At 67.4% G+C, this 17105-nt stretch carries 15 protein-coding genes; 7 read left to right on the top strand and 8 right to left on the bottom strand.

What is annotated here, in order from left to right:
- Positions 1-72: 72 nt before the first annotated feature.
- The gene (locus AC1D1W_RS08530) at positions 73-1896 is read right to left on the bottom strand and encodes an AMP-dependent synthetase/ligase (RefSeq protein WP_028275900.1); all 1824 of its coding nucleotides are present in this window, start codon (positions 1894-1896) and stop codon (positions 73-75) included.
- Positions 1897-2119: 223 nt separating this feature from the next.
- Between AC1D1W_RS08530 and AC1D1W_RS08525 the strand changes: the two genes are divergently transcribed.
- Entirely contained in the window at positions 2120-3214 is a 1095-nt protein-coding gene (locus AC1D1W_RS08525) for an ROK family glucokinase (RefSeq protein WP_476943432.1), read from the top strand.
- Positions 3215-3271: 57 nt separating this feature from the next.
- Here the strand turns inward: AC1D1W_RS08525 and AC1D1W_RS08520 are convergent, their stop codons facing one another.
- From AC1D1W_RS08520 to AC1D1W_RS08510, 3 genes are read right to left on the bottom strand one after another with little or no spacing between them, the layout of a single operon-like run.
- On the bottom strand, positions 3272-3994 hold the full coding sequence (locus AC1D1W_RS08520) for a hypothetical protein (RefSeq protein WP_243179540.1): 723 nt from the start codon (positions 3992-3994) through the stop codon (positions 3272-3274).
- Positions 3987-4790, bottom strand: a complete 804-nt coding sequence (locus AC1D1W_RS08515) for an alpha/beta hydrolase (RefSeq protein ID WP_476943431.1) — start codon at positions 4788-4790, stop codon at positions 3987-3989. The genes AC1D1W_RS08520 and AC1D1W_RS08515 overlap by 8 nt, the downstream gene beginning before the upstream one ends.
- A complete protein-coding gene (locus tag AC1D1W_RS08510; RefSeq protein WP_476943430.1) occupies positions 4787-5587 on the bottom strand; it encodes an alpha/beta hydrolase in 801 nt (266 codons plus the stop codon). Before AC1D1W_RS08510 ends, AC1D1W_RS08515 begins: the two co-directional genes overlap by 4 nt.
- Before the next feature lie 112 nt (positions 5588-5699).
- Between AC1D1W_RS08510 and AC1D1W_RS08505 the strand changes: the two genes are divergently transcribed.
- Together AC1D1W_RS08505 and AC1D1W_RS08500 are read left to right on the top strand one after the other, a co-directional pair.
- A complete protein-coding gene (locus tag AC1D1W_RS08505) occupies positions 5700-6542 on the top strand; it encodes a lysophospholipid acyltransferase family protein (RefSeq protein ID WP_476943429.1) in 843 nt (280 codons plus the stop codon).
- A gap of 84 nt (positions 6543-6626) precedes the next feature.
- A complete protein-coding gene (locus tag AC1D1W_RS08500) occupies positions 6627-8021 on the top strand; it encodes a class II 3-deoxy-7-phosphoheptulonate synthase (RefSeq protein ID WP_243179595.1) in 1395 nt (464 codons plus the stop codon).
- 145 nt (positions 8022-8166) lie between these two features.
- On the opposite strand, the gene AC1D1W_RS08495 is transcribed toward AC1D1W_RS08500, so the two are convergent.
- Together AC1D1W_RS08495 and AC1D1W_RS08490 are read right to left on the bottom strand one after the other, a co-directional pair.
- The gene (locus AC1D1W_RS08495; RefSeq protein WP_476943428.1) at positions 8167-10323 is read right to left on the bottom strand and encodes a Stk1 family PASTA domain-containing Ser/Thr kinase; all 2157 of its coding nucleotides are present in this window, start codon (positions 10321-10323) and stop codon (positions 8167-8169) included.
- Positions 10324-10444: 121 nt separating this feature from the next.
- On the bottom strand, positions 10445-11839 hold the full coding sequence (locus tag AC1D1W_RS08490) for a lytic transglycosylase (RefSeq protein ID WP_476943427.1): 1395 nt from the start codon (positions 11837-11839) through the stop codon (positions 10445-10447).
- A 307-nt stretch (positions 11840-12146) separates the two neighbouring features.
- On the opposite strand from AC1D1W_RS08490, the gene AC1D1W_RS08485 reads away from it, so the two are divergent.
- On the top strand, positions 12147-12500 hold the full coding sequence (locus AC1D1W_RS08485) for an Rv2175c family DNA-binding protein (RefSeq protein WP_026266238.1): 354 nt from the start codon (positions 12147-12149) through the stop codon (positions 12498-12500).
- A gap of 152 nt (positions 12501-12652) precedes the next feature.
- Here AC1D1W_RS08485 and AC1D1W_RS08480 read toward each other — a convergent pair whose 3' ends face one another.
- Positions 12653-13747: a polyprenyl synthetase family protein gene (locus tag AC1D1W_RS08480; RefSeq protein ID WP_476943426.1), complete on the bottom strand. Its 1095-nt coding sequence runs from the start codon at positions 13745-13747 to the stop codon at positions 12653-12655.
- Complete coding sequence (locus AC1D1W_RS08475; protein ID WP_028275890.1) at positions 13744-14271, bottom strand: RodZ family helix-turn-helix domain-containing protein; 528 nt, start codon at positions 14269-14271, stop codon at positions 13744-13746. The genes AC1D1W_RS08480 and AC1D1W_RS08475 overlap by 4 nt, the downstream gene beginning before the upstream one ends.
- 115 nt (positions 14272-14386) lie before the next feature.
- On the opposite strand from AC1D1W_RS08475, the gene dinB reads away from it, so the two are divergent.
- The 3 genes from dinB to mraZ form a co-directional block, all read left to right on the top strand.
- Positions 14387-15643 carry a DNA polymerase IV gene (gene dinB / locus AC1D1W_RS08470; protein WP_476943425.1) on the top strand — a complete coding sequence of 419 codons (1257 nt, stop codon included), beginning with the start codon at positions 14387-14389 and terminating at the stop codon, positions 15641-15643.
- Positions 15644-15936: 293 nt separating this feature from the next.
- Positions 15937-16308, top strand: a complete 372-nt coding sequence (locus tag AC1D1W_RS08465; protein ID WP_243179532.1) for a DUF3040 domain-containing protein — start codon at positions 15937-15939, stop codon at positions 16306-16308.
- Between the two features lie 435 nt (positions 16309-16743).
- Positions 16744-17105: division/cell wall cluster transcriptional repressor MraZ (gene mraZ / locus AC1D1W_RS08460; protein WP_476943424.1), on the top strand; the 362-nt coding region annotated here is incomplete at its 3' end.

Below are 17105 nucleotides of genomic sequence, written 5' to 3'. Positions count from 1 at the left end.
GATGGGCCGTATCTGACCCCGCGTTGCTCTGGTGCGGGAGTTGCTCTGGTGCGGGGCGGTCGCGGTTGCAGCCTAGGCGAGGGTGGGTCGCTTGGCGCTGTACATTTCCTCGATCACGTTCTCGAAGTCCTTGAGCACCTGGGCCCGCTTGACCTTCATGGAGGGGGTCAGATGTCCGGAGGCCTCGGTGAAGTCGGCCGGCACGATCCGGAAAGACTTGATCGCCTCGGCCTGGGACACGGACTGGTTGGCGTGGTTGATGAGCTCCTGGACCGCGGCCTTGACGGCGGGGTTGACGGCAGCTTCGGCGAGAGAGGTCGAGGCCGGGAGCCCGTGGCGGCCCAGCCAGCCGGGGAGGGCCTCCTCGTCCAGGGTCACCAGGGCGCCGATGAACGGGCGGTTGTCGCCCACCACGAGCACCTGCGAGACGAGCGCGTCCGCCCGGATCTGGTCTTCCAGCAGGGCAGGGACCACGTTCTTGCCGCCCGCCGTGACAATGATTTCCTTCTTGCGCCCGGTGATGGTCAGGAATCCAGCCTCGTCCAGCTGGCCGATGTCTCCCGTGCGGAACCAGCCGTCGTCGTCAAAGGTCGCGGCGGACAGGTCATCGCGCTTGTAGTAGCCGCGCATGACGCACACGCCCTTGGCGAGGATCTCGCCGTCGTCCGCGATCCTGACGGAGTTGCCCGGAATCGGGGCGCCGACGGTGCCAATCTTGATCAGGTCGGGGGTGTTGACGGTGACCGGGGCCGTGGTTTCAGTCAGCCCGTACCCTTCCAGGATCTGCATGCCGATGCCCTGGAAGAAGTGGCCCAGCCGTTCACCGAGCGGGCCGCCGCCGGAAACGGCATGGGAGACGTTCCCGCCCATTGCAGCCCGGAGCTTGCTGTACACGAGCTTGTCGAACACGGCGTGCTTGAGCTTCAGTACGAGCCCGACCTTGCCGGCCTGCCGGGCCCGGGAGAATTCGATGGCGGTGTCCGCGGCGCGGTGGAAGATGGCGCCCTTGCCGCCGTCCTCGGCCTTGGTCAGGGCTGAGTTGTAGACCTTCTCGAAAACGCGCGGGACGGCGAGGATAAAGGTCGGTTTGTAGCTCTGCAGATCCGGAAGCAGGTTCTTGATATCCGGGGTGTGCGCCACCGTGACGCCGGCCGCGACTGCCAGCACAGAGATGAAGCGTGCGAAGACGTGGGCCATGGGCAGGAACATGATGGTCCGTGCCTGCTCGTGGACGATCGTGCCCAGCGACGTGACCAGCGCGTTCTCGGACAGTTCCACGAAGTTGCCGTGCGTCAGCTCGCAGCCCTTGGGCCGGCCGGTGGTGCCCGAGGTGTAGATGATCGTGGCGACATCGTTCAGGGACGCCTGGCTGCGGCGTGCTTCAAGCTCGGCGTCGCTGACGCCGGCTCCGGCCGCACGGACCTCGTCCAGGCTGTCGCCCTCGAGCTGCCAGACATGCCCCAGGGCGGTGAGGCCCTCGGAGGTGGCCGCCTGCCGGATGATGTCCTCGTGGTGCGCCGATTCGCCGAACGCGGCCACGGCGCCGGAGTCGCCAAGGTTCCAGGCCACCTGGGAGGGGGAGGAGGTTTCATAGATCGGGACCGAGACGGCGCCGGCGAACCAGATGGCGAAGTCGATCAGGGCCCATTCATACCGGGTGCGGGACATGATGCCCACCCGGTCGCCGGCGGCCACACCGCTGGCCATGAGGCCCTTGGCGAGGGCCGAGACGTCGGCCAGGAATTCGGTGGCGCGGACGTCCTGCCACTGGCCGGCTGCGTCGAGCCGCGAGAACAGCGCAGGGTTGGAAGCCTTGGCCGCCTGGCGCACCACGAGATCGGTGACATTGGTGTCCGGATCGACATTCACCAGGGGCGGGACAATGATTTCTCGCACGACAGCTCCTTTGGTATCCATAGGCCCGCAAGGGGTACCGCTAAGCCTAGTATGCGGCCCCCCGAAGGTGTGTTCTGCGACACCTACTGGCCAGTAACTTTACGGTCGGGACCGCCGTTCCGCCAGTCGGGGATGCTGCGGGCACGTGCGCGGCGCTCTGCTGCCGCGTCATGCGGCCGGGCCTTCGCTGCCGTTGCGGCCCCGGCGAATAGAATGGGGCACCATGCAGACACCAACACCCGGCCGGCAGCCCGGCCTGCGCCGCCGGACCGCCGCCTGGCGAAGCAGGACCCTGGCCGGCGCCGCGGCCGCCACGGCCGGGCATGACCTCCGCTCACACCTGCGGCTGGGCCGCAAGGGCCTGGCGATCGGCGTCGACATCGGGGGAACCAAGGTTGCTGCCGGCGTGGTGGACGCCGAGGGCAGGATCCTCAGCCAGGCCAAACGCTCCACCCCGGGCAACGACCCGCGCGCCGTGGAACAGGTCATTGTCGAACTCGTCGGAGAGCTGGGCGCCGGACACCGGATCTGGTCGGTCGGAATCGGCGCTGCCGGCTGGATGGACCTCGACGGCGGCACTGTCCTCTTCAGCCCGCACCTGGCCTGGCGCAATGAACCGCTGCGCGAGAACCTGCAGCGGCTGCTGCGCCGCCCCGTCCTGCTGACCAACGACGCCGACGCCGCCGCCTGGGCGGAATGGCGCTTCGGCGCCGGACAGGGACAGGACCGTCTGGTCTGCATCACCCTGGGAACCGGAATCGGCGGGGCCATGGTCATGGACGGACGGCTCGAACGCGGCCGCTTCGGTGTGGCGGGGGAGTTCGGCCACCAAATCATCATGCCGGGCGGGCACCGCTGCGAGTGCGGCAACCGCGGCTGCTGGGAACAATACGCCTCGGGCAATGCGCTCGGCCGCGAGGCCAGGGAACTGGCCGCCGCGAATTCCCCGGTTGCCCAGGAACTGCTCAAGGCCGTGGACGGCGACGTGGAACGCATTACGGGCGTGATCGTGACGGAGCTGGCCAAGGCCGGGGACCAGACCTCCCGCGAACTCCTCGAGGACGTCGGGGAATGGCTGGGCCTTGGCCTGGCGAACCTCGCAGCGGCACTGGACCCAGGCAAGTTCGTGATCGGCGGCGGACTCTGCGACGCCGGCGAGCTGCTCGTCGCGCCCGCCCGGAAGGCCTTCGCGCGGAACCTCACCGGCCGCGGCTTCCGCCCCGCGGCGGAGATCGAACTGGCCGCCCTGGGACCCAACGCCGGACTGATCGGCGCCGCCGACCTCTCCCGGGTCAGCAGCCGCATGCACACCCAGTAGCGTGCCTTCCTGGGCCCTGAACCAACCAGCGCGGTGGCTGGCGCCCTGACCGGTGGACTAGATGCGAGCCCCGTCGTCGTGCTCGTCCTTCTCGCCCGGCAGCTTCATGATCAGGAACACCACGGAGGCCGCGAACGCGGCCACCATGCCCACGATCGCCAGCGTCGGGGCCGACCGCCAGAACATCGCCGAGAACACGAGCGCAATCGGGCCGCCCACCGCGCCAATCCAGGCAAGGACGGTCATCGGATCTGCACCGGCCAGGCTGGGCGGCTCCTCCGGGACGAACACGCCATCATCGTCGTCGGCCTCGTAGTCCCGGGGGCCGGATGCGGTGTCCGGTGCCTCATTGCTGCCCGCGGCCGGGTTGCCCGGGGCGGAGGCGAGCCGCTCCCTGGCGGAAAGTTCGATCGGCGCGACGCCGGCGAGGCCCAGCGGGTCGAAATCGCTGAACGACCTGTTCGCACCGGTGCCGGCGCCGGAGCGAGCGCCGGTGCCGGCGGCGCTGTCCGTTCCGCCGGCCGGGCCGTCAGTTCCCCCAACTGCCTCGTCCCCGCCTTGCCCGACCCCTTCCAGCCTGGCGACGAGATCCAGCCACACGGCGTCGTCATCGGCAAGCGGTGCGGCCGCGGCGGCCGGGTCCTGCGCCTCAGGGGGCGGGGTGGTGCCCGGGCGCTGGAGGCCGGATGCGTCAGCGCCAGGCGACCTGTCGTTTTCTGGGTCAGGGATCTCGGGGTCAGGGGTCTCGGGGTCAGGGACGCCGGGGTCCGGTTTAGTCATTGGCCGTGTCCTTCCGGCTGGCGCGGGCGGCGCCCGGACCGGCTGCGGCTGCAACATACCGGACAAATTCGGCCGTGCCACGGAAGATCTCGGGCGCGTCGTTGTCCATGGTAGCGACGTGGTAGCTGTTTTTCAGCCGGACCACCTCGAGCGGGGCGTTGGTCAACCCGCGGCGCAGGGCCTCCATGCTGGATTCGGACACCACATGGTCCACCGTGGAACGGTAGACCCGGACCGGAGCCGTGACGCGGGGCAGCAGCCGCACGGTGTCCTTGAACATCTTGTTGAGCTCGTGCGCGGCGGCCACCGGAGTGCGCGGGTAGGCGCACTCGTCCATGCCCGGTTTGAGGATGTCATTGGCGATCGCAGGGGTGCTCTTGAGGACAAACTTCAAGACGCCCGCCAGCGGGGCGCGGGGATCATCGATAACCAGGCCGGGGTTGACCACCACCACCCCCGCCACGGGGCGGGTGGCCGCGATCCGCAACGCGAGGGCGCCGCCCATGGACAGCCCCGCCACGACCACGATGTCGCATTCTTCCGCAAGCTCCAGGTATGCCGCGTCCAAGGCAGCATGCCAGTCCTGCCACCGGGTCTTGGCCAGCTCCTGCCAGCTCGTTCCGTGCCCCGGCAGCAGGGGCAGCCGGACGGCGAACCCGGCACCGGCCAGGGACAACGCCCAGTCCCGCACACCGTGCGGGCTGCCGGTGAAGCCGTGCGAGACCACGACGCCGGTCCGGGGGATGGTTCCCGTGAACGGGCTGCTGAACGGCGAGTGGTCCGGGAGGATGCTCATGGGGTCTCCGAGGGGGCGCGGGGCGGCGAAATGGCGTGGGCGTGCTGCAGGAAGAAACGCACTGATTCTTCAAAGAGTAGCGGCGCATCGGCGTCCAGGGTGGCAACGTGCCCGCTGTGCGGGAGGGGAACCACCGTGAGTTCCCGGGACCCGAGCCGCCTGCGCAGCAGCGCCAGGGATGACGGCGGGACCACGGCGTCGGTGTCCGACTTGAACACCAGGGCAGGGGCGGAGACGGACGGCAGGTCCCGGAGGGTCGCGGCGAACAGCCGGCGCAACTGGTGGACGGCGGCCAGCGGGGTCACGGAGTAGTCACCGTCGTCGGTGGTGGCCGCCGTGGAATTCTCCTCCTGGATGGGCGTAGTGGTGCGCTGGAAGTACTTGAGCAGTCCCACGATCCGGACCCTGCGGTCATAGAAGCTCAGGCCGGGGTTGACGGCGGCCACGCCGGCCACGCCGTGGCGGGCCGCGGTACGCAGGGCGATCGTGCCGCCCATGGACAGTCCCGCGACGTAGCAGTCATCAGTCCGGCCGGCCAGGTCCAGGTACGCCGTTTCAAAGCTCCTGTACCAGTCCTGCCAGCCCTGCCGGGCGAGGTCCCGCCAGTGGGTGCCGTGCCCGGGCAGAAGCGGTACCGATACGGCGAAGCCCTGGGCGGCGAGGTGGCGGGCCCACGGCAGGACGCTGAGCGGGCTGCCTGTGAAGCCGTGGCAGATGGCCACACCGGTCCGGGCGTTGGGGCCGTGGCCGGGGTAGCTGAAAGCGGCGGGCGCAGGGGGAGTGCTGCTTTCAGTCATGAGCCCATCGTGTCACCCTTAGCGCCAAAACTCACTAGAGTAAGGTGTCCATTGAAGCCTGGCCGGACCCGGTTCGGGCCGCAGGCCAGACGCCTTCCGGAGAGGTTACCGAGTGTTTTATTGGTTCATGAAGACGTTTGTCCTGGGGCCGGTGCTCAGGCTGCTGTTCCGGCCCTGGGTCAAGGGCCTTGACAACGTCCCTGCTGAGGGCGCCGCGATCCTTGCCTCGAACCACCTCTCCTTCTCGGATTCCATCTTCATGCCGGTCATGGTGCCGCGGCCGGTGGCGTTCCTGGCGAAATCCGAATACTTCACCGGCACCGGGATCAAGGGCAGGCTGACCGCAGCCTTCTTCCGGCTCACCAACCAGCTCCCCATGGACCGGTCCGGGGGCGCTGCGTCCGCGCAGTCGCTGAACGCCGGCATGGACGTGCTCAAGAAGGGTTCCCTCCTGGGCATCTACCCCGAGGGGACCCGGAGCCCCGACGGGCGCCTCTACCGCGGCAAGGTGGGGGTTGCGCGCCTTGCGCTGCAGGCCCGTGTTCCGGTCGTCCCGGTGGCAATGATCGGAACGGACAAAGTCCAGCCGATCGGCAAGCGCGTGCCCAACATCCGCCGCATCGGCATGATCTTTGGCGAACCGCTCGACTTCAGCCGCTACTACGGCATGGAGGATGACCGGCTGATCCAGCGTTCAGTGACCGACGAGATCATGTACGAACTCATGCGCCTCTCCGGCCAGGAATACGTGGATGAGTACGCCGCCGTCGTAAAGCTCCGCCTGGCGGGCAAAGCGCAGGACGCGGCCCCGGACAGAACCCTTGCGGGCCCTGACGCGGTGCAGGATGCGGCCGCCGGCAATACCCCGAACGAAGCCCCAAACACGGCCCCACCGGAAACCCCGAATGAAACCGCTGCCGGGGACGCGGGGCCGGAGGTTCCCGGCCCCGCATGAGCGGGCCACGGGCGCCATATGACGGCAGCCGGGCTGTCAATGACAGGCAGGGCCCCCGAACCTTGATGGGACTACTATCCTTAGATAGTGACCGAGCTATCTGAGAAACCAGTTTCCCCGCTGACCAGCACCGCCCAGAGCGGAGCCGCCAACTATCCCGGACTGGACAACTGGCGGGAGCTCCCGGCCTCGCAGCAGCCCACCTGGTCGGACCCGGCTGTGTTCGAGGCGTCCGTCAAGGAACTTTCCGTCCTCCCGCCCCTCGTGTTCGCCGGCGAAGTGGACATCCTTCGCGAACGGCTCGCCGCCGCCGCGCAGGGCAAGGCGTTCCTGCTCCAGGGCGGCGACTGCGCCGAGACCTTCGAAGCCGCGACGGCGGACAAGATCAGCGCCCGCGTCCGGACCATCCTGCAGATGGCCGTTGTCCTGACCTACGGCGCGGCCATGCCCGTCATCAAGATGGGCCGCATGGCTGGCCAGTTCGCCAAGCCCCGCTCCTCCAACGATGAAACGCGCGAGGGCGTCACCCTCCCGGCCTACCGGGGCGACATCGTCAACGGCTACGATTTCACGCCCGAGTCCCGCGCCCACGACGCCGGCCGGATGCTCAAGGCCTACCACACCTCCGCTTCGACGCTGAACCTGATCCGCGCCTTCACCCAGGGCGGTTTCGCGGACCTGCGCCTGGTGCACCAGTGGAACAAGGGCTTCACCGAGAACCCGGCCCACGCCCGCTACGAGTCCCTGGCCCGGGACATCGACCGCGCCATCAAGTTCATGGCCTCCTGCGGTGCCGATTTCGAGGCCCTGAAGCGGGTGGAATTCTACGCGAGCCACGAGGCCCTGCTGCTGGACTACGAGCGCGCCCTGACCCGCATCGACTCGCGCACGGGGCTGCCCTACGACACCTCCGCGCACTTCCTCTGGATCGGGGAGCGGACCCGCGAGCTGGACCACGCACACGTCGACTTCCTCTCCCGGGTCCGCAACCCGATCGGCGTCAAGCTCGGCCCGTCGACCAGCGGCGACGACGCCCTGCGCCTGATCGACAAGCTGGATCCGAACCGGGAGCCCGGCCGGCTCACCTTCATCACCCGCATGGGTGCGGGCAACATCCGCGAGAAGCTGCCGGCGATCGTCGAACGCGTCACCGCCTCCGGGGCCCAGGTCCTTTGGGTCACCGACCCCATGCACGGGAACACGGTCACCTCGCCCAACGGCTACAAGACCCGCAATTTCGACGACGTCATTGATGAAGTGCGCGGATTCTTCGAAGTCCACCACGCGCTCGGCACCGTTCCCGGCGGCCTGCACGTGGAGATGACGGGTGACGACGTCGCCGAGTGCCTCGGCGGAGCAGACCCGATCGACCAGGAAGCCTTCCTGGACCGCTACGAGTCCGTCTGCGATCCGCGCCTGAACCACATGCAGTCGCTCGAGATGGCGTTCCTGGTGGCCGGAGCGCTCTCCAAGCGCTGACGCACTGATGGACAGAACGCGTCTGGCGGAACGCATTCCGACAGAACGTTTCCCACAGAACGCGTTCTGACAAAGAGCTCCGCCCGGCTACAGCAGCCGGGCGGAGCTTTCTTGTGCGACGGCAGGGGCCGGAGCGGGGTGCCGGTCAGACGACGGTGAGCGTGACGGTCGAGCCTTCCGGGGCCTTCGTGTCCACGGGATTCTGGTCCCGGACCGTGCCGAAGAAACCGCCGAGGATGTTATCGACCTGGACCTTGAAGCCGAGTTTCTCAAGGGCTTCCTGGGCCTCCGAGGCCTGCTTGCCGATGAAGCTGGGCACCTCGACGAGCTTCGGGCCCTTCGAGATGGTCAAGGTGACGGTGCCGCCCTTGGTCAGGTTGCCGGAGGCCGGGTCCTGCGCCAGCACCGCGCCCTCGGGGACATTCCTGTCATTGACTGCTTCCGGGGCCACCACGGCCTTCAGGCCTGCATCTTCAAGGGCCTTTACAGCGGTGTCCTGCGCCTGCCCGCGGACATCCGGGACCGGGATGGGCTGGGGGCCCTTCGAGACGGTCAGGCCCACGGGCGTCCCGTGCCTGACCGGGTTGCCGCTGCGCGGAGCCTGGGCAAGGACGGTTCCGGCCGGCGCCTTCTCGTCGAAGGTCTCGGTGATCGGGCCCAGAGCCATCTGGGCGCCGTTGAGCGTGGTCTTGGCCTCGCCCAGGCTCTTGCCGGCCAGTTCCGGCAGCGGGAACAGCTCCGGGCCCTTGGAGACGGCCAGCGACACCGGCTGGAACTTGCGGATGACCTCTCCGGCGGTCGGCTCCGAGCCGACCACGAGCCCGGGCGAGACGTCGTCGTCGAAGACATCCTTCACGGTGGATTGGAAGCCGGCGGTGCGGAGCAGGTCCTGGGCCTCGGCAACGGTCTTGTTCGCCACCGGGGGAATCGTTCCCGGCGACCCGGGACCCATGCCGAAGAACCAGCCGGCGACGGCGGCGAGCAGCGCCGCGACGACGAGCAGGACGATCCACAGCAAGCCGCGGCGCCGGGGGTTGCCCTCGTGCAGGGTCCTGGTGGGCGTGGCGGCGGCGCGCTGGCGCGCCTTCTCCTCGTCCCGGTCCAGCTTGCGCTGGGCGCGTTTGCTGGGGGCAACCGCGCTCTCCGCCGGGCCGTCATACCCGGCGCCGTCGTAGGCCGCCTCGTCCGGGGTGGACAACGGTCCGTAGGCCGGACGCCGCGGGGCACCGGACATCACGGTGGTCGGGTTGCCGCTGGTGCGGGAAATCATCTCGGTGGGCCGGGCGAGGCTGCCGTATACCTCAGTCTGCAATTCCGTGGGCATTCCGGTGGGCGGCAGCACGTGGGCCGTTGCCTGCGCGTCCGACGCCGGACCGGTACCGCCTGGCGGCCGGGTTGGCGGTGCTGCCACGGCCGGCAGGGTGCTGCGGGCCGCGGGCGGCTGGAGGTCGAGTTCGGCGTCGCTGAGGTTGGTCCTGATGTGCCGGAGCTCGGACAACAGGGCGCTGCCGTCGACGGGGCGCTTGTCCGGGTCCCGGTCCGTGCACCACTGGACGAGTTCGTCGATCTCCTCAGCCAGCCCGGGCACCTCCAGCGAAGGCGCTGCGACGGTGGAATTGACGTGCTGGTAGGCGACCTGGATGGGCACGTCGCCTTCGAACGGCTGCCGGCCCGTGATCATTTCGTAGAGCATGATCCCGACCGAATAGATGTCGCTGCGGGCATCTGCCTGTTTGCCCAGGACAAGTTCGGGGGAGATGTAGGCGACAGTCCCGATCAGGGCGCCCGTGCTGGTGGACGTCGAGATAGCGCGTGCCAGGCCGAAGTCGCCAAGCTTGATCCGCCCGTCGTCGGCGATCAGGACATTTTCGGGCTTGATGTCCCGGTGGATCATTCCGGCGGCGTGCGCGGCGCCGAGGCCTTCGACGACCGGATCGATCAGCGCCAGGGCCAGCCGCGGCGACAGGGCGCCCTTGTCATTGAGGACATCCCGCAGCGTGTGGCCCTTGATGAATTCCATCACCAGATAGGCGAGCCGGCCGTCTTCGCCCTGGTCCAGGACGCCCACGACGTGCGGGTGGGAGAGCCGGGCGGCAGCCTTGGCTTCGCGGCCCAGCCGATCGAGGAACTGCGGGTCGTCGGCCAGATGGGGATGGAGCACCTTCAGCGCGACATCACGCTCAAGGCGCTGGTCCGTGGCGAGGTACACGGTGGACATCCCGCCGCGGGCAAGCCTGGATTGAACCTGGTAGCGGTTGTCCACCAGGTTCCCTACGAGAGCATCCGACACGTATTCCTGCACCTTACAATCGTAGTCGCTGGACAGAAACGGGCCCGAATCAACATGCGATCCGGGCCCGTAGCGTCACGCTCCGCCGAAAGGGAGCCTGTGCTGGAGTCTGTAGTTGGCCGAACGGCCGGGGTTAGCCGAACAGCTGCCGGTTGGCCTTGATGGCGGCGACGTAGCCCTTGGTGTCCTCGAACATGCCGTTCTGGCTCACCGAGTACTGGCCCTGGTAGTAGCCGGCGATTGCGGTGTCCACATCCGGGCTCGTGCGGACCAACTGGCGGATGATCGCGATGCCTGCCGTGGCGTTGTCGTACGGATCGAGCAGGTTCAGCTTGCGTCCCACCAGATCGGAAGCCCATTCGCCGGAGGACGGGATGACCTGCATGGTGCCGATCGCATTGGCCGGTGACACGGCACGCTGGTCGAACCCGGATTCCTGGAAGGCAAAAGCCAGTGCAAGACTGGCGTCCACGCCCATGCGCCGGGCCGTGTCCGCCACGATCGACTTCATCTGCTGGCGGGTGGGCACCGGGGAGGCGTTGAGCAGCGCCTTGTTCTGGTTGGCCGAGCTGACCACCGCGGCCGGGTAGCTGAACCCGAGGAACGTGCTGGGCACGAGGGGCGTGGTGGTGGCAGGCGTGCTCGATGCCGGTGCGATGGTCGACGCGCCGGGGATGACGAGCTTCTGGCCGGGGTAGATGATGCTCGACATTGTCAGCCGGTTGGCCGACAGGACGTCCGAGAGCCTGACACCGTTGCGGGCCGCGATGCCGGAGAGGGTGTCGCCGGCCTTGATGGTGTAGGAGCCGGAACTGGCCGGCGCGGGCGCCGACGGCTTGGGTGCGGCGGCCGTCACCGGCGCGGAAGAGACCGGCGTGCTGGAACCGCCGCCGACCTTGACCTTCTGGCCGGGATAGATCACGGAGCTCATCCCGAGCCCGTTCCACTTGAAGATCTCGGAAAGCCCAACGCCGTGGCGGCTGGCGATGGCGCTCAGGGTGTCGCCGGACTTGACGACGTACACGCTGCCGCCGCCCGAGGCGGGCGTTGCCGGCGTCGATTTCGCCGGTGCGGACGGTTTGGGCGCTGCCGGCGCCGGCGTCGAGCCCGTGAGCTTGATCTTCTGCCCCGGGTAGATGATCGTGTTCGCCTGCAGGTTGTTCAGCTTGAGCACGGCAAACGTGTCCAGGCCGTAGCGGCCGGCAATGGCACTGATGGTGTCGCCGCGGGCGATCGTGTAGGCGGCCGGAGCCGCCGCCTGCGCGGGCCGCAAGGCGCTCGGCAGCGTCACCGGGACGGAGGCGGCCGGGATCACTGCCGTCTTCAGGGATGTCGCCGCGTCAGCCTTCGCCTGGGCACGCATGGCGGCCGCGAGCGTTGCCGGGACCGAGCGCACCCGCGATTCGGCTGCGGCAGGCTGGGCGATCGCCAGGGAGGAAAGCACGACGGCGGGAAGCGCCGCCGTCGTCGCCGCGATGAGCGGCAGGCTGCGCCCCGGACGGAGCTGTGGCGAACGTGAGGTTGTCATTGGAAAGATCCTCTTCTCAGCGGCAACGCTGCGGTCAGGCCGGTAGAACTGGTGTTACCAGTGTGACAAAAGTTATTTCTGTTACAAATGTGATCTATGTGAATCTCTCATGAATTGGCAATTAGCACAAGAACCGTTTGACATTCCGCAAACCAGTTTCCGGTGGAGTGTCGCCCGAAAGTCGTTCCACGGGAGTCCCTGGTGAAGCCTGGCGGCATTCCGGCGCGGCGGGACCGGCCATGGCCGCAGCGTGAATTCTGCGGATGCCGACTAGGCGGCGGGGCACCGCCCGTGGCAATCTTTATGCGTGAGTAATGTAGAAAGCCTCGTGGGCGAATGGCTGCCCCTGCCCGATGTCGCACAGCTTCTGAACGTATCTATCACCAAGGTCCATGCATTGCTGGACGAGCGTGCGCTGGCGGCCGTGAGAATCGGCGACCGGCGCATCCGGTCCGTGCCTGCGGCTTTCATCCAGGACGGGCATGCGGTGGAGAGCCTGAAAGGCACCATTGTTGTTCTCTCAGACGCCGGATACTCGGATGAGGAACTGATCAACTGGCTCTTTACGCCGGACGATTCCCTCCGCGGCCGGCCCATTGACGCCCTGCGGGAAGGTCGCAAGACCGAAATTCGCCGCAGGGCACAATCACTGGCCTGGTAAAAGCACACCGGCAGCAACTGCGCCGGCAGCATCCCCCGGACGTGCCATCACGGGCCGTGCACAGCGCAAGCGCWGTGCACGGCCCGCCGCGTTTCAAGGCACCTCTTAAAAGGCGTTACCGGTTAAAAGGCGTTACCGGCGTGAGGGCAGGGTTAAGCCGCGCGGCTGACCGTGGCTTCTGCCAGCCTGCGGAGCGCGGTTTTGGGCAGCTCCTGAAGCGGCAACAGGTCCAGGGCAGCGAAGGCGGCCTTGCCGAACTCCTCGATGAGCACTTCCGTGGCCTGGAGCGCGCCGCAGTCCACGATGATCCGCCGGATCTCCTCGATGTCCGCATCCCCGAGATCGGGGCTGCCCAGCTTGGCGTCGATGAACTCTGATTCGGCCGCCGAGGCCTGGTCCAGGGCGAAGGCCACCAGGACCGTGCGCTTGCCCTCACGGAGATCGTCCCCGGCAGGTTTGCCGGTGGTGACGGGGTCACCGAAGACGCCAAGGACATCGTCCCGCAGTTGGAACGCCTCGCCGAGCGGCAGGGCGAAGGCGGAATAGCCGCGCAGCAGCTCGTCGCCGGCGCCGGCCAGGGCGCCGCCGAGGGCGAGCGGGTGTTCAGTGGAGTATTTGGCCGACTTGAACCGGATGATGGACTGGGCCCGGCTGACGGCCCCCGCACGGTCCCGCCGGGGCCCGGCGACCTCTTCCAGGATGTCGAGGTACTGCCCGGCCATGACTTCTGCGCGCATGAGGTTGAAGATCAGCCGTGCCGGGCTGCCGGAGGCGGCACGGTGTCCGATCTCCGTGAACGATTCCTCGCTGAAGGACAGGCAGAGATCCCCGGTCAGGATCGCTGCCGCATGGCCGAACCGCTCGCTGTCCAGCGCCCAGCCCTGGGCCTCGTGCAATTCAATGAACCTGCGGTGGACGCTGGGTCCGCCCCGGCGGGTGTCCGAGCGGTCAATGATGTCATCGTGGATCAGGGCCGCGGCCTGGAACAGCTCCAGGGCCGAGCCGGCCGTGACCACCTCCGACGCGCCGGCTTCTCCGCCGGCGCCGCGCCATCCCCAGTAGCACATGAGCGCCCGCAGGCGCTTTCCGCCCGTGACCAGGTTTGAGATCGAGCCCATGAGCGGATCGATGTCCTGGGAGATCGAGGCCATGATGGCCTGGCGGCTGGTCAGGAACTCGGTGAGCTTGCCGGCGACGGCGGCCACGTAATCCGCCTGCTCGAGCCGCAGCTGTTCGGCGAGACTCACTTGACGGACTCGGCAGCGACGTTCGCACCGATCGTGAACGTGGACACCCCTGTTGTCTGCATGACGGAGATGTTCACGGTTTCGTTGTCCCCGCGCAGGAAGTCCTTGGACGGCAGGGCGCCGACGGTTTCCCCGGGTACGGGCTTGAAGCCCTGCGCCTGCAGCCCCTTGGCGTAGAAAGCCAGGACATCGGCGGCCGGGGCGGTGATGCTGCCGACCAGTGCCGCGGTTGCCGGCACCGTGGTTTTGTCGAAGCTGCTGGAGACCACCTGGGCTCCGGGCATCAGCGGCAGGAGTTTCTGCGGGAAGCCGGGCACGAGGGCGCCGACCGTGGCTGACGTGCCGGGCTCCGCGGAAGGGCTGGGGGGAGCCGTGGTGGAGGACTGCGCAGAGGCGTCCGGGGTCGACGCCGGCGACGCCGCCGGGCTCCCGGTGCCGGCAGGCGTGCATGCGGCCAAGGCCAATAGCGCGCCAGCCGCCGCAATGGCGGCTGCGGCACGTTTGCGCTGTCCAAATACCTTCACAGGGACTTTCCTCCTGGGGTTGAAGCGGAATCAGCCTCCAGTTTAGTCAGTCCCCGGGCATAGGATTGAAGACGTGGGGCCGGACGCAGAGAATCAGCAGGGAGCGCAGAGGAATATGCACCCCAACGGGCCCTCGAATGCGCAGCCCCAGATCCAGCCCGCCGGCAGCCTGGGCGGGGAGTCCCTGCTGGAACTGCGGCGCAGCAGCATCATGCACGTGGACATGGACGCCTTCTTTGTCTCCGTGGAGTTGCGCAGCCGGCCTGAGCTGAAGGGAAAGCCCGTGATCGTGGGCTACCCCGCGGACCGCTCCGTGGTGCTCTCCGCGTCCTATGAGGCCCGCGCCTTCGGCGTCAGATCGGCGATGCCCATGGTGGTGGCGGCGCGGATGTGCCCCTCGGCTGTCATCATCGAGCCCCGCCACAAGCTGTACTACGAAGTGTCCGGCCAGATCATGGCAATCTTTGGTTCCATCACCGACCTCGTCGAGCCGCTCAGCGTGGATGAGGCGTTCCTGGACGTCGGGGGAGCCATCCGGAGGCTCGGGCCGCCACGGGAGATTGGCGAACTCATCCGGGCCTGCGTGTTCCGGGAGCTGGGCATCACGGCATCAGTGGGCATCGCCGCCAGCAAGTTTGTGGCCAAGATCGCGTCCACCCGCTGCAAACCGGACGGACTGCTGCTGATCCGGCCGGAGGAAACCGTCCCCTACCTGCACAGCCTTCCTGTCAGTGCGCTCTGGGGAGTCGGCGGCAAGACCGTGGAGGTGCTGGCCCGCCGGGGCATCAGGACGGTGGCGGACGTCGCCGCGTCGCCGCTGCCCTCGCTGCGCAAGCTGCTGGGCGCATCGGGGGAGCATGTCTACCGGCTCTCCTGGGGCATCGATCCACGGCCCGTGACGCCGGTCCGCCTGGAAAAGAGCATTGGTGCCGAGGAGACGTTCGCCACTGACACCGCGGATGACGCGCTGCTTCACAGGGAGCTGCTGCGCCTTTCGCACCGGACGGCGGAGCGCCTCCGCAGTGCCGGCATGCACGCCCGTACCGTGGCGCTCAAGCTGCGCTACGCCGACTTTTCCACTATTACCCGCAGCCGCACCGTGAGCACACCGATCGACAGCGCCCAACTCCTGTACGCGGTGGCAGTGCAGCTCCTGGAATCGGTGGGTGAGCGGCCCATGACGGTCCGGCTGGTCGGCATCCGCGCCGAGCAGCTGGAAGAGGCCGCCGATGCCCCGCTTCAGCTCAGTCTTGACCGCCGGGACGACAACTGGCGGGCCGCCGAACAAGCCCTCGATGCTGTCACCCGGAAGTTCGGTAACAAGTCAGTCCTTCCGGCCCGGCTCCTGGATTCCGGGGGCGCCACCGAGTAAGCCCGGCAGGAACCCCGGCGGGCCGCCCGTTCCCAAGGGTTCCGGCGGCGAAAGGGCCTTAAGACTGTCTTTCAGAACAGGCCGCAACAATCTATCCTTATTAATACCTAGGTTTAGGACTACTGGATCGACCGTTCGGGCGACCTGGCCAGCTGAGACCGGCGCGGGAGAGCTGAATTGACCCCTTTTCACCAATGGCGGTGACGGGGGAACCACTTCGGAATCCCGGGCGTTAGGGAATTAGGGCAATGGCCACGTCATGCCCGGACGTTGGCAGACTTGAGGAGGTCGTGATGCCGCTCTCGGAACACGAACAGAAGTTGCTGGAGCAACTTGAGAAGCAGCTGCATGAGGACGACCCAAAGTTTGCAAGCTCAATGGGATCGGTCCCCGGACGCTCATGGTCCACCCGCCACCTTGTCATCGGCGTGCTCGCGACTCTCGCGGGCGTGCTGCTGTTATTGGTCGGGGTGTCGATGCAAAACATCTTTATCGGGGTCCTCGGCTTTGTTGTGATGGGCGCCGGCGTCTATTTCGCCACGATGCGCAGTTCTGCGGTCGGCAAGGCCAGGGCAGCCGGCGGACGCAAGCAGGGCAAGCCCAGGAGTTCGTTCATGAGCAACCTCGAGCAGCGCTGGGACGAACGGCACGGGGGCGAGTCCTAAACCGCTCAGTGACGGCCCCGTAAAGTCCTCCACTTCCCGCCACCGGTCCGCCGGGGAGCGGCGCGAGACCCGCTTCGGCGGGTCTTTCGCCATTTAACGCGGTTATTTCCGGCGCCTTTGCTGCAGCCTTGCTGGAATTTGGCTTCGACGGCGCCGCAAAAGGGACAACCGCACCGAATTATTCGCTCCCGCGCCGGTGCGCCCCGTCAATCGGTGCGGGGCGGGAGGCAAGCAGGCAAAAATCGCTCCACTTTCCCCCACCAGTCCCGATTCCCTGCAAATGCTGGGAAGAAGGGGGATAAACATCCGCAGAATTGTCTAAACATCCCGGGCGTGTCGTTGACTGTGGAGCGATGTGGAGTAATGTGGAGGACGTAAGAGGGTAGTGGCAGCACAGGGGACGTTGGACTTCCTAAGACAGACAGGCGGTGGGCCGTGTTTCTCGGCACACATTCGCCGCGTCTGGATGAAAAAGGTCGAATTATCCTCCCCGCGAAGTTCCGAGAGGAACTTGCCAGCGGGCTGGTTCTCACAAGGGGCCAGGAGCGTTGCATCTACGTCTTCAGTGAGGCGGAATTCGGACGGGTTCACGAGCAGATGCGGGAGGCTCCAATTTCCTCCAAGCAGGCACGTGACTACATCCGTGTTTTCCTCTCTGGAGCCTCGGACGAGGTACCTGACAAGCAGGGGCGCGTGACGATTCCGCCGGCGCTCCGGGAGTATGCAGGTCTTGGCCGGGAACTCGCCGTCATTGGCGCAGGATCCCGGGCAGAGATCTGGGACGCCCAGGCCTGGAA

Source organism: Arthrobacter sp. P1_B4, from assembly GCF_056406555.1.
Note: the sequence above shows the minus strand (reverse complement) of the source record. Positions and strands in the feature narration are given on the sequence as shown.

Coding starts and splice junctions, on each gene's coding strand:
- AC1D1W_RS08525 (WP_476943432.1), top strand. CDS start 2,120: ATGCAGACACCAACACCCGGCCGGCAGCCCGGCCTGCGCCGCCGGACC.
- AC1D1W_RS08520 (WP_243179540.1), bottom strand. CDS start 3,994: ATGACTAAACCGGACCCCGGCGTCCCTGACCCCGAGACCCCTGACCCC.
- AC1D1W_RS08515 (WP_476943431.1), bottom strand. CDS start 4,790: ATGAGCATCCTCCCGGACCACTCGCCGTTCAGCAGCCCGTTCACGGGA.
- AC1D1W_RS08510 (WP_476943430.1), bottom strand. CDS start 5,587: ATGACTGAAAGCAGCACTCCCCCTGCGCCCGCCGCTTTCAGCTACCCC.
- AC1D1W_RS08490 (WP_476943427.1), bottom strand. CDS start 11,839: ATGACAACCTCACGTTCGCCACAGCTCCGTCCGGGGCGCAGCCTGCCG.
- dinB (WP_476943425.1), top strand. CDS start 14,387: ATGCACCCCAACGGGCCCTCGAATGCGCAGCCCCAGATCCAGCCCGCC.
- AC1D1W_RS08465 (WP_243179532.1), top strand. CDS start 15,937: ATGCCGCTCTCGGAACACGAACAGAAGTTGCTGGAGCAACTTGAGAAG.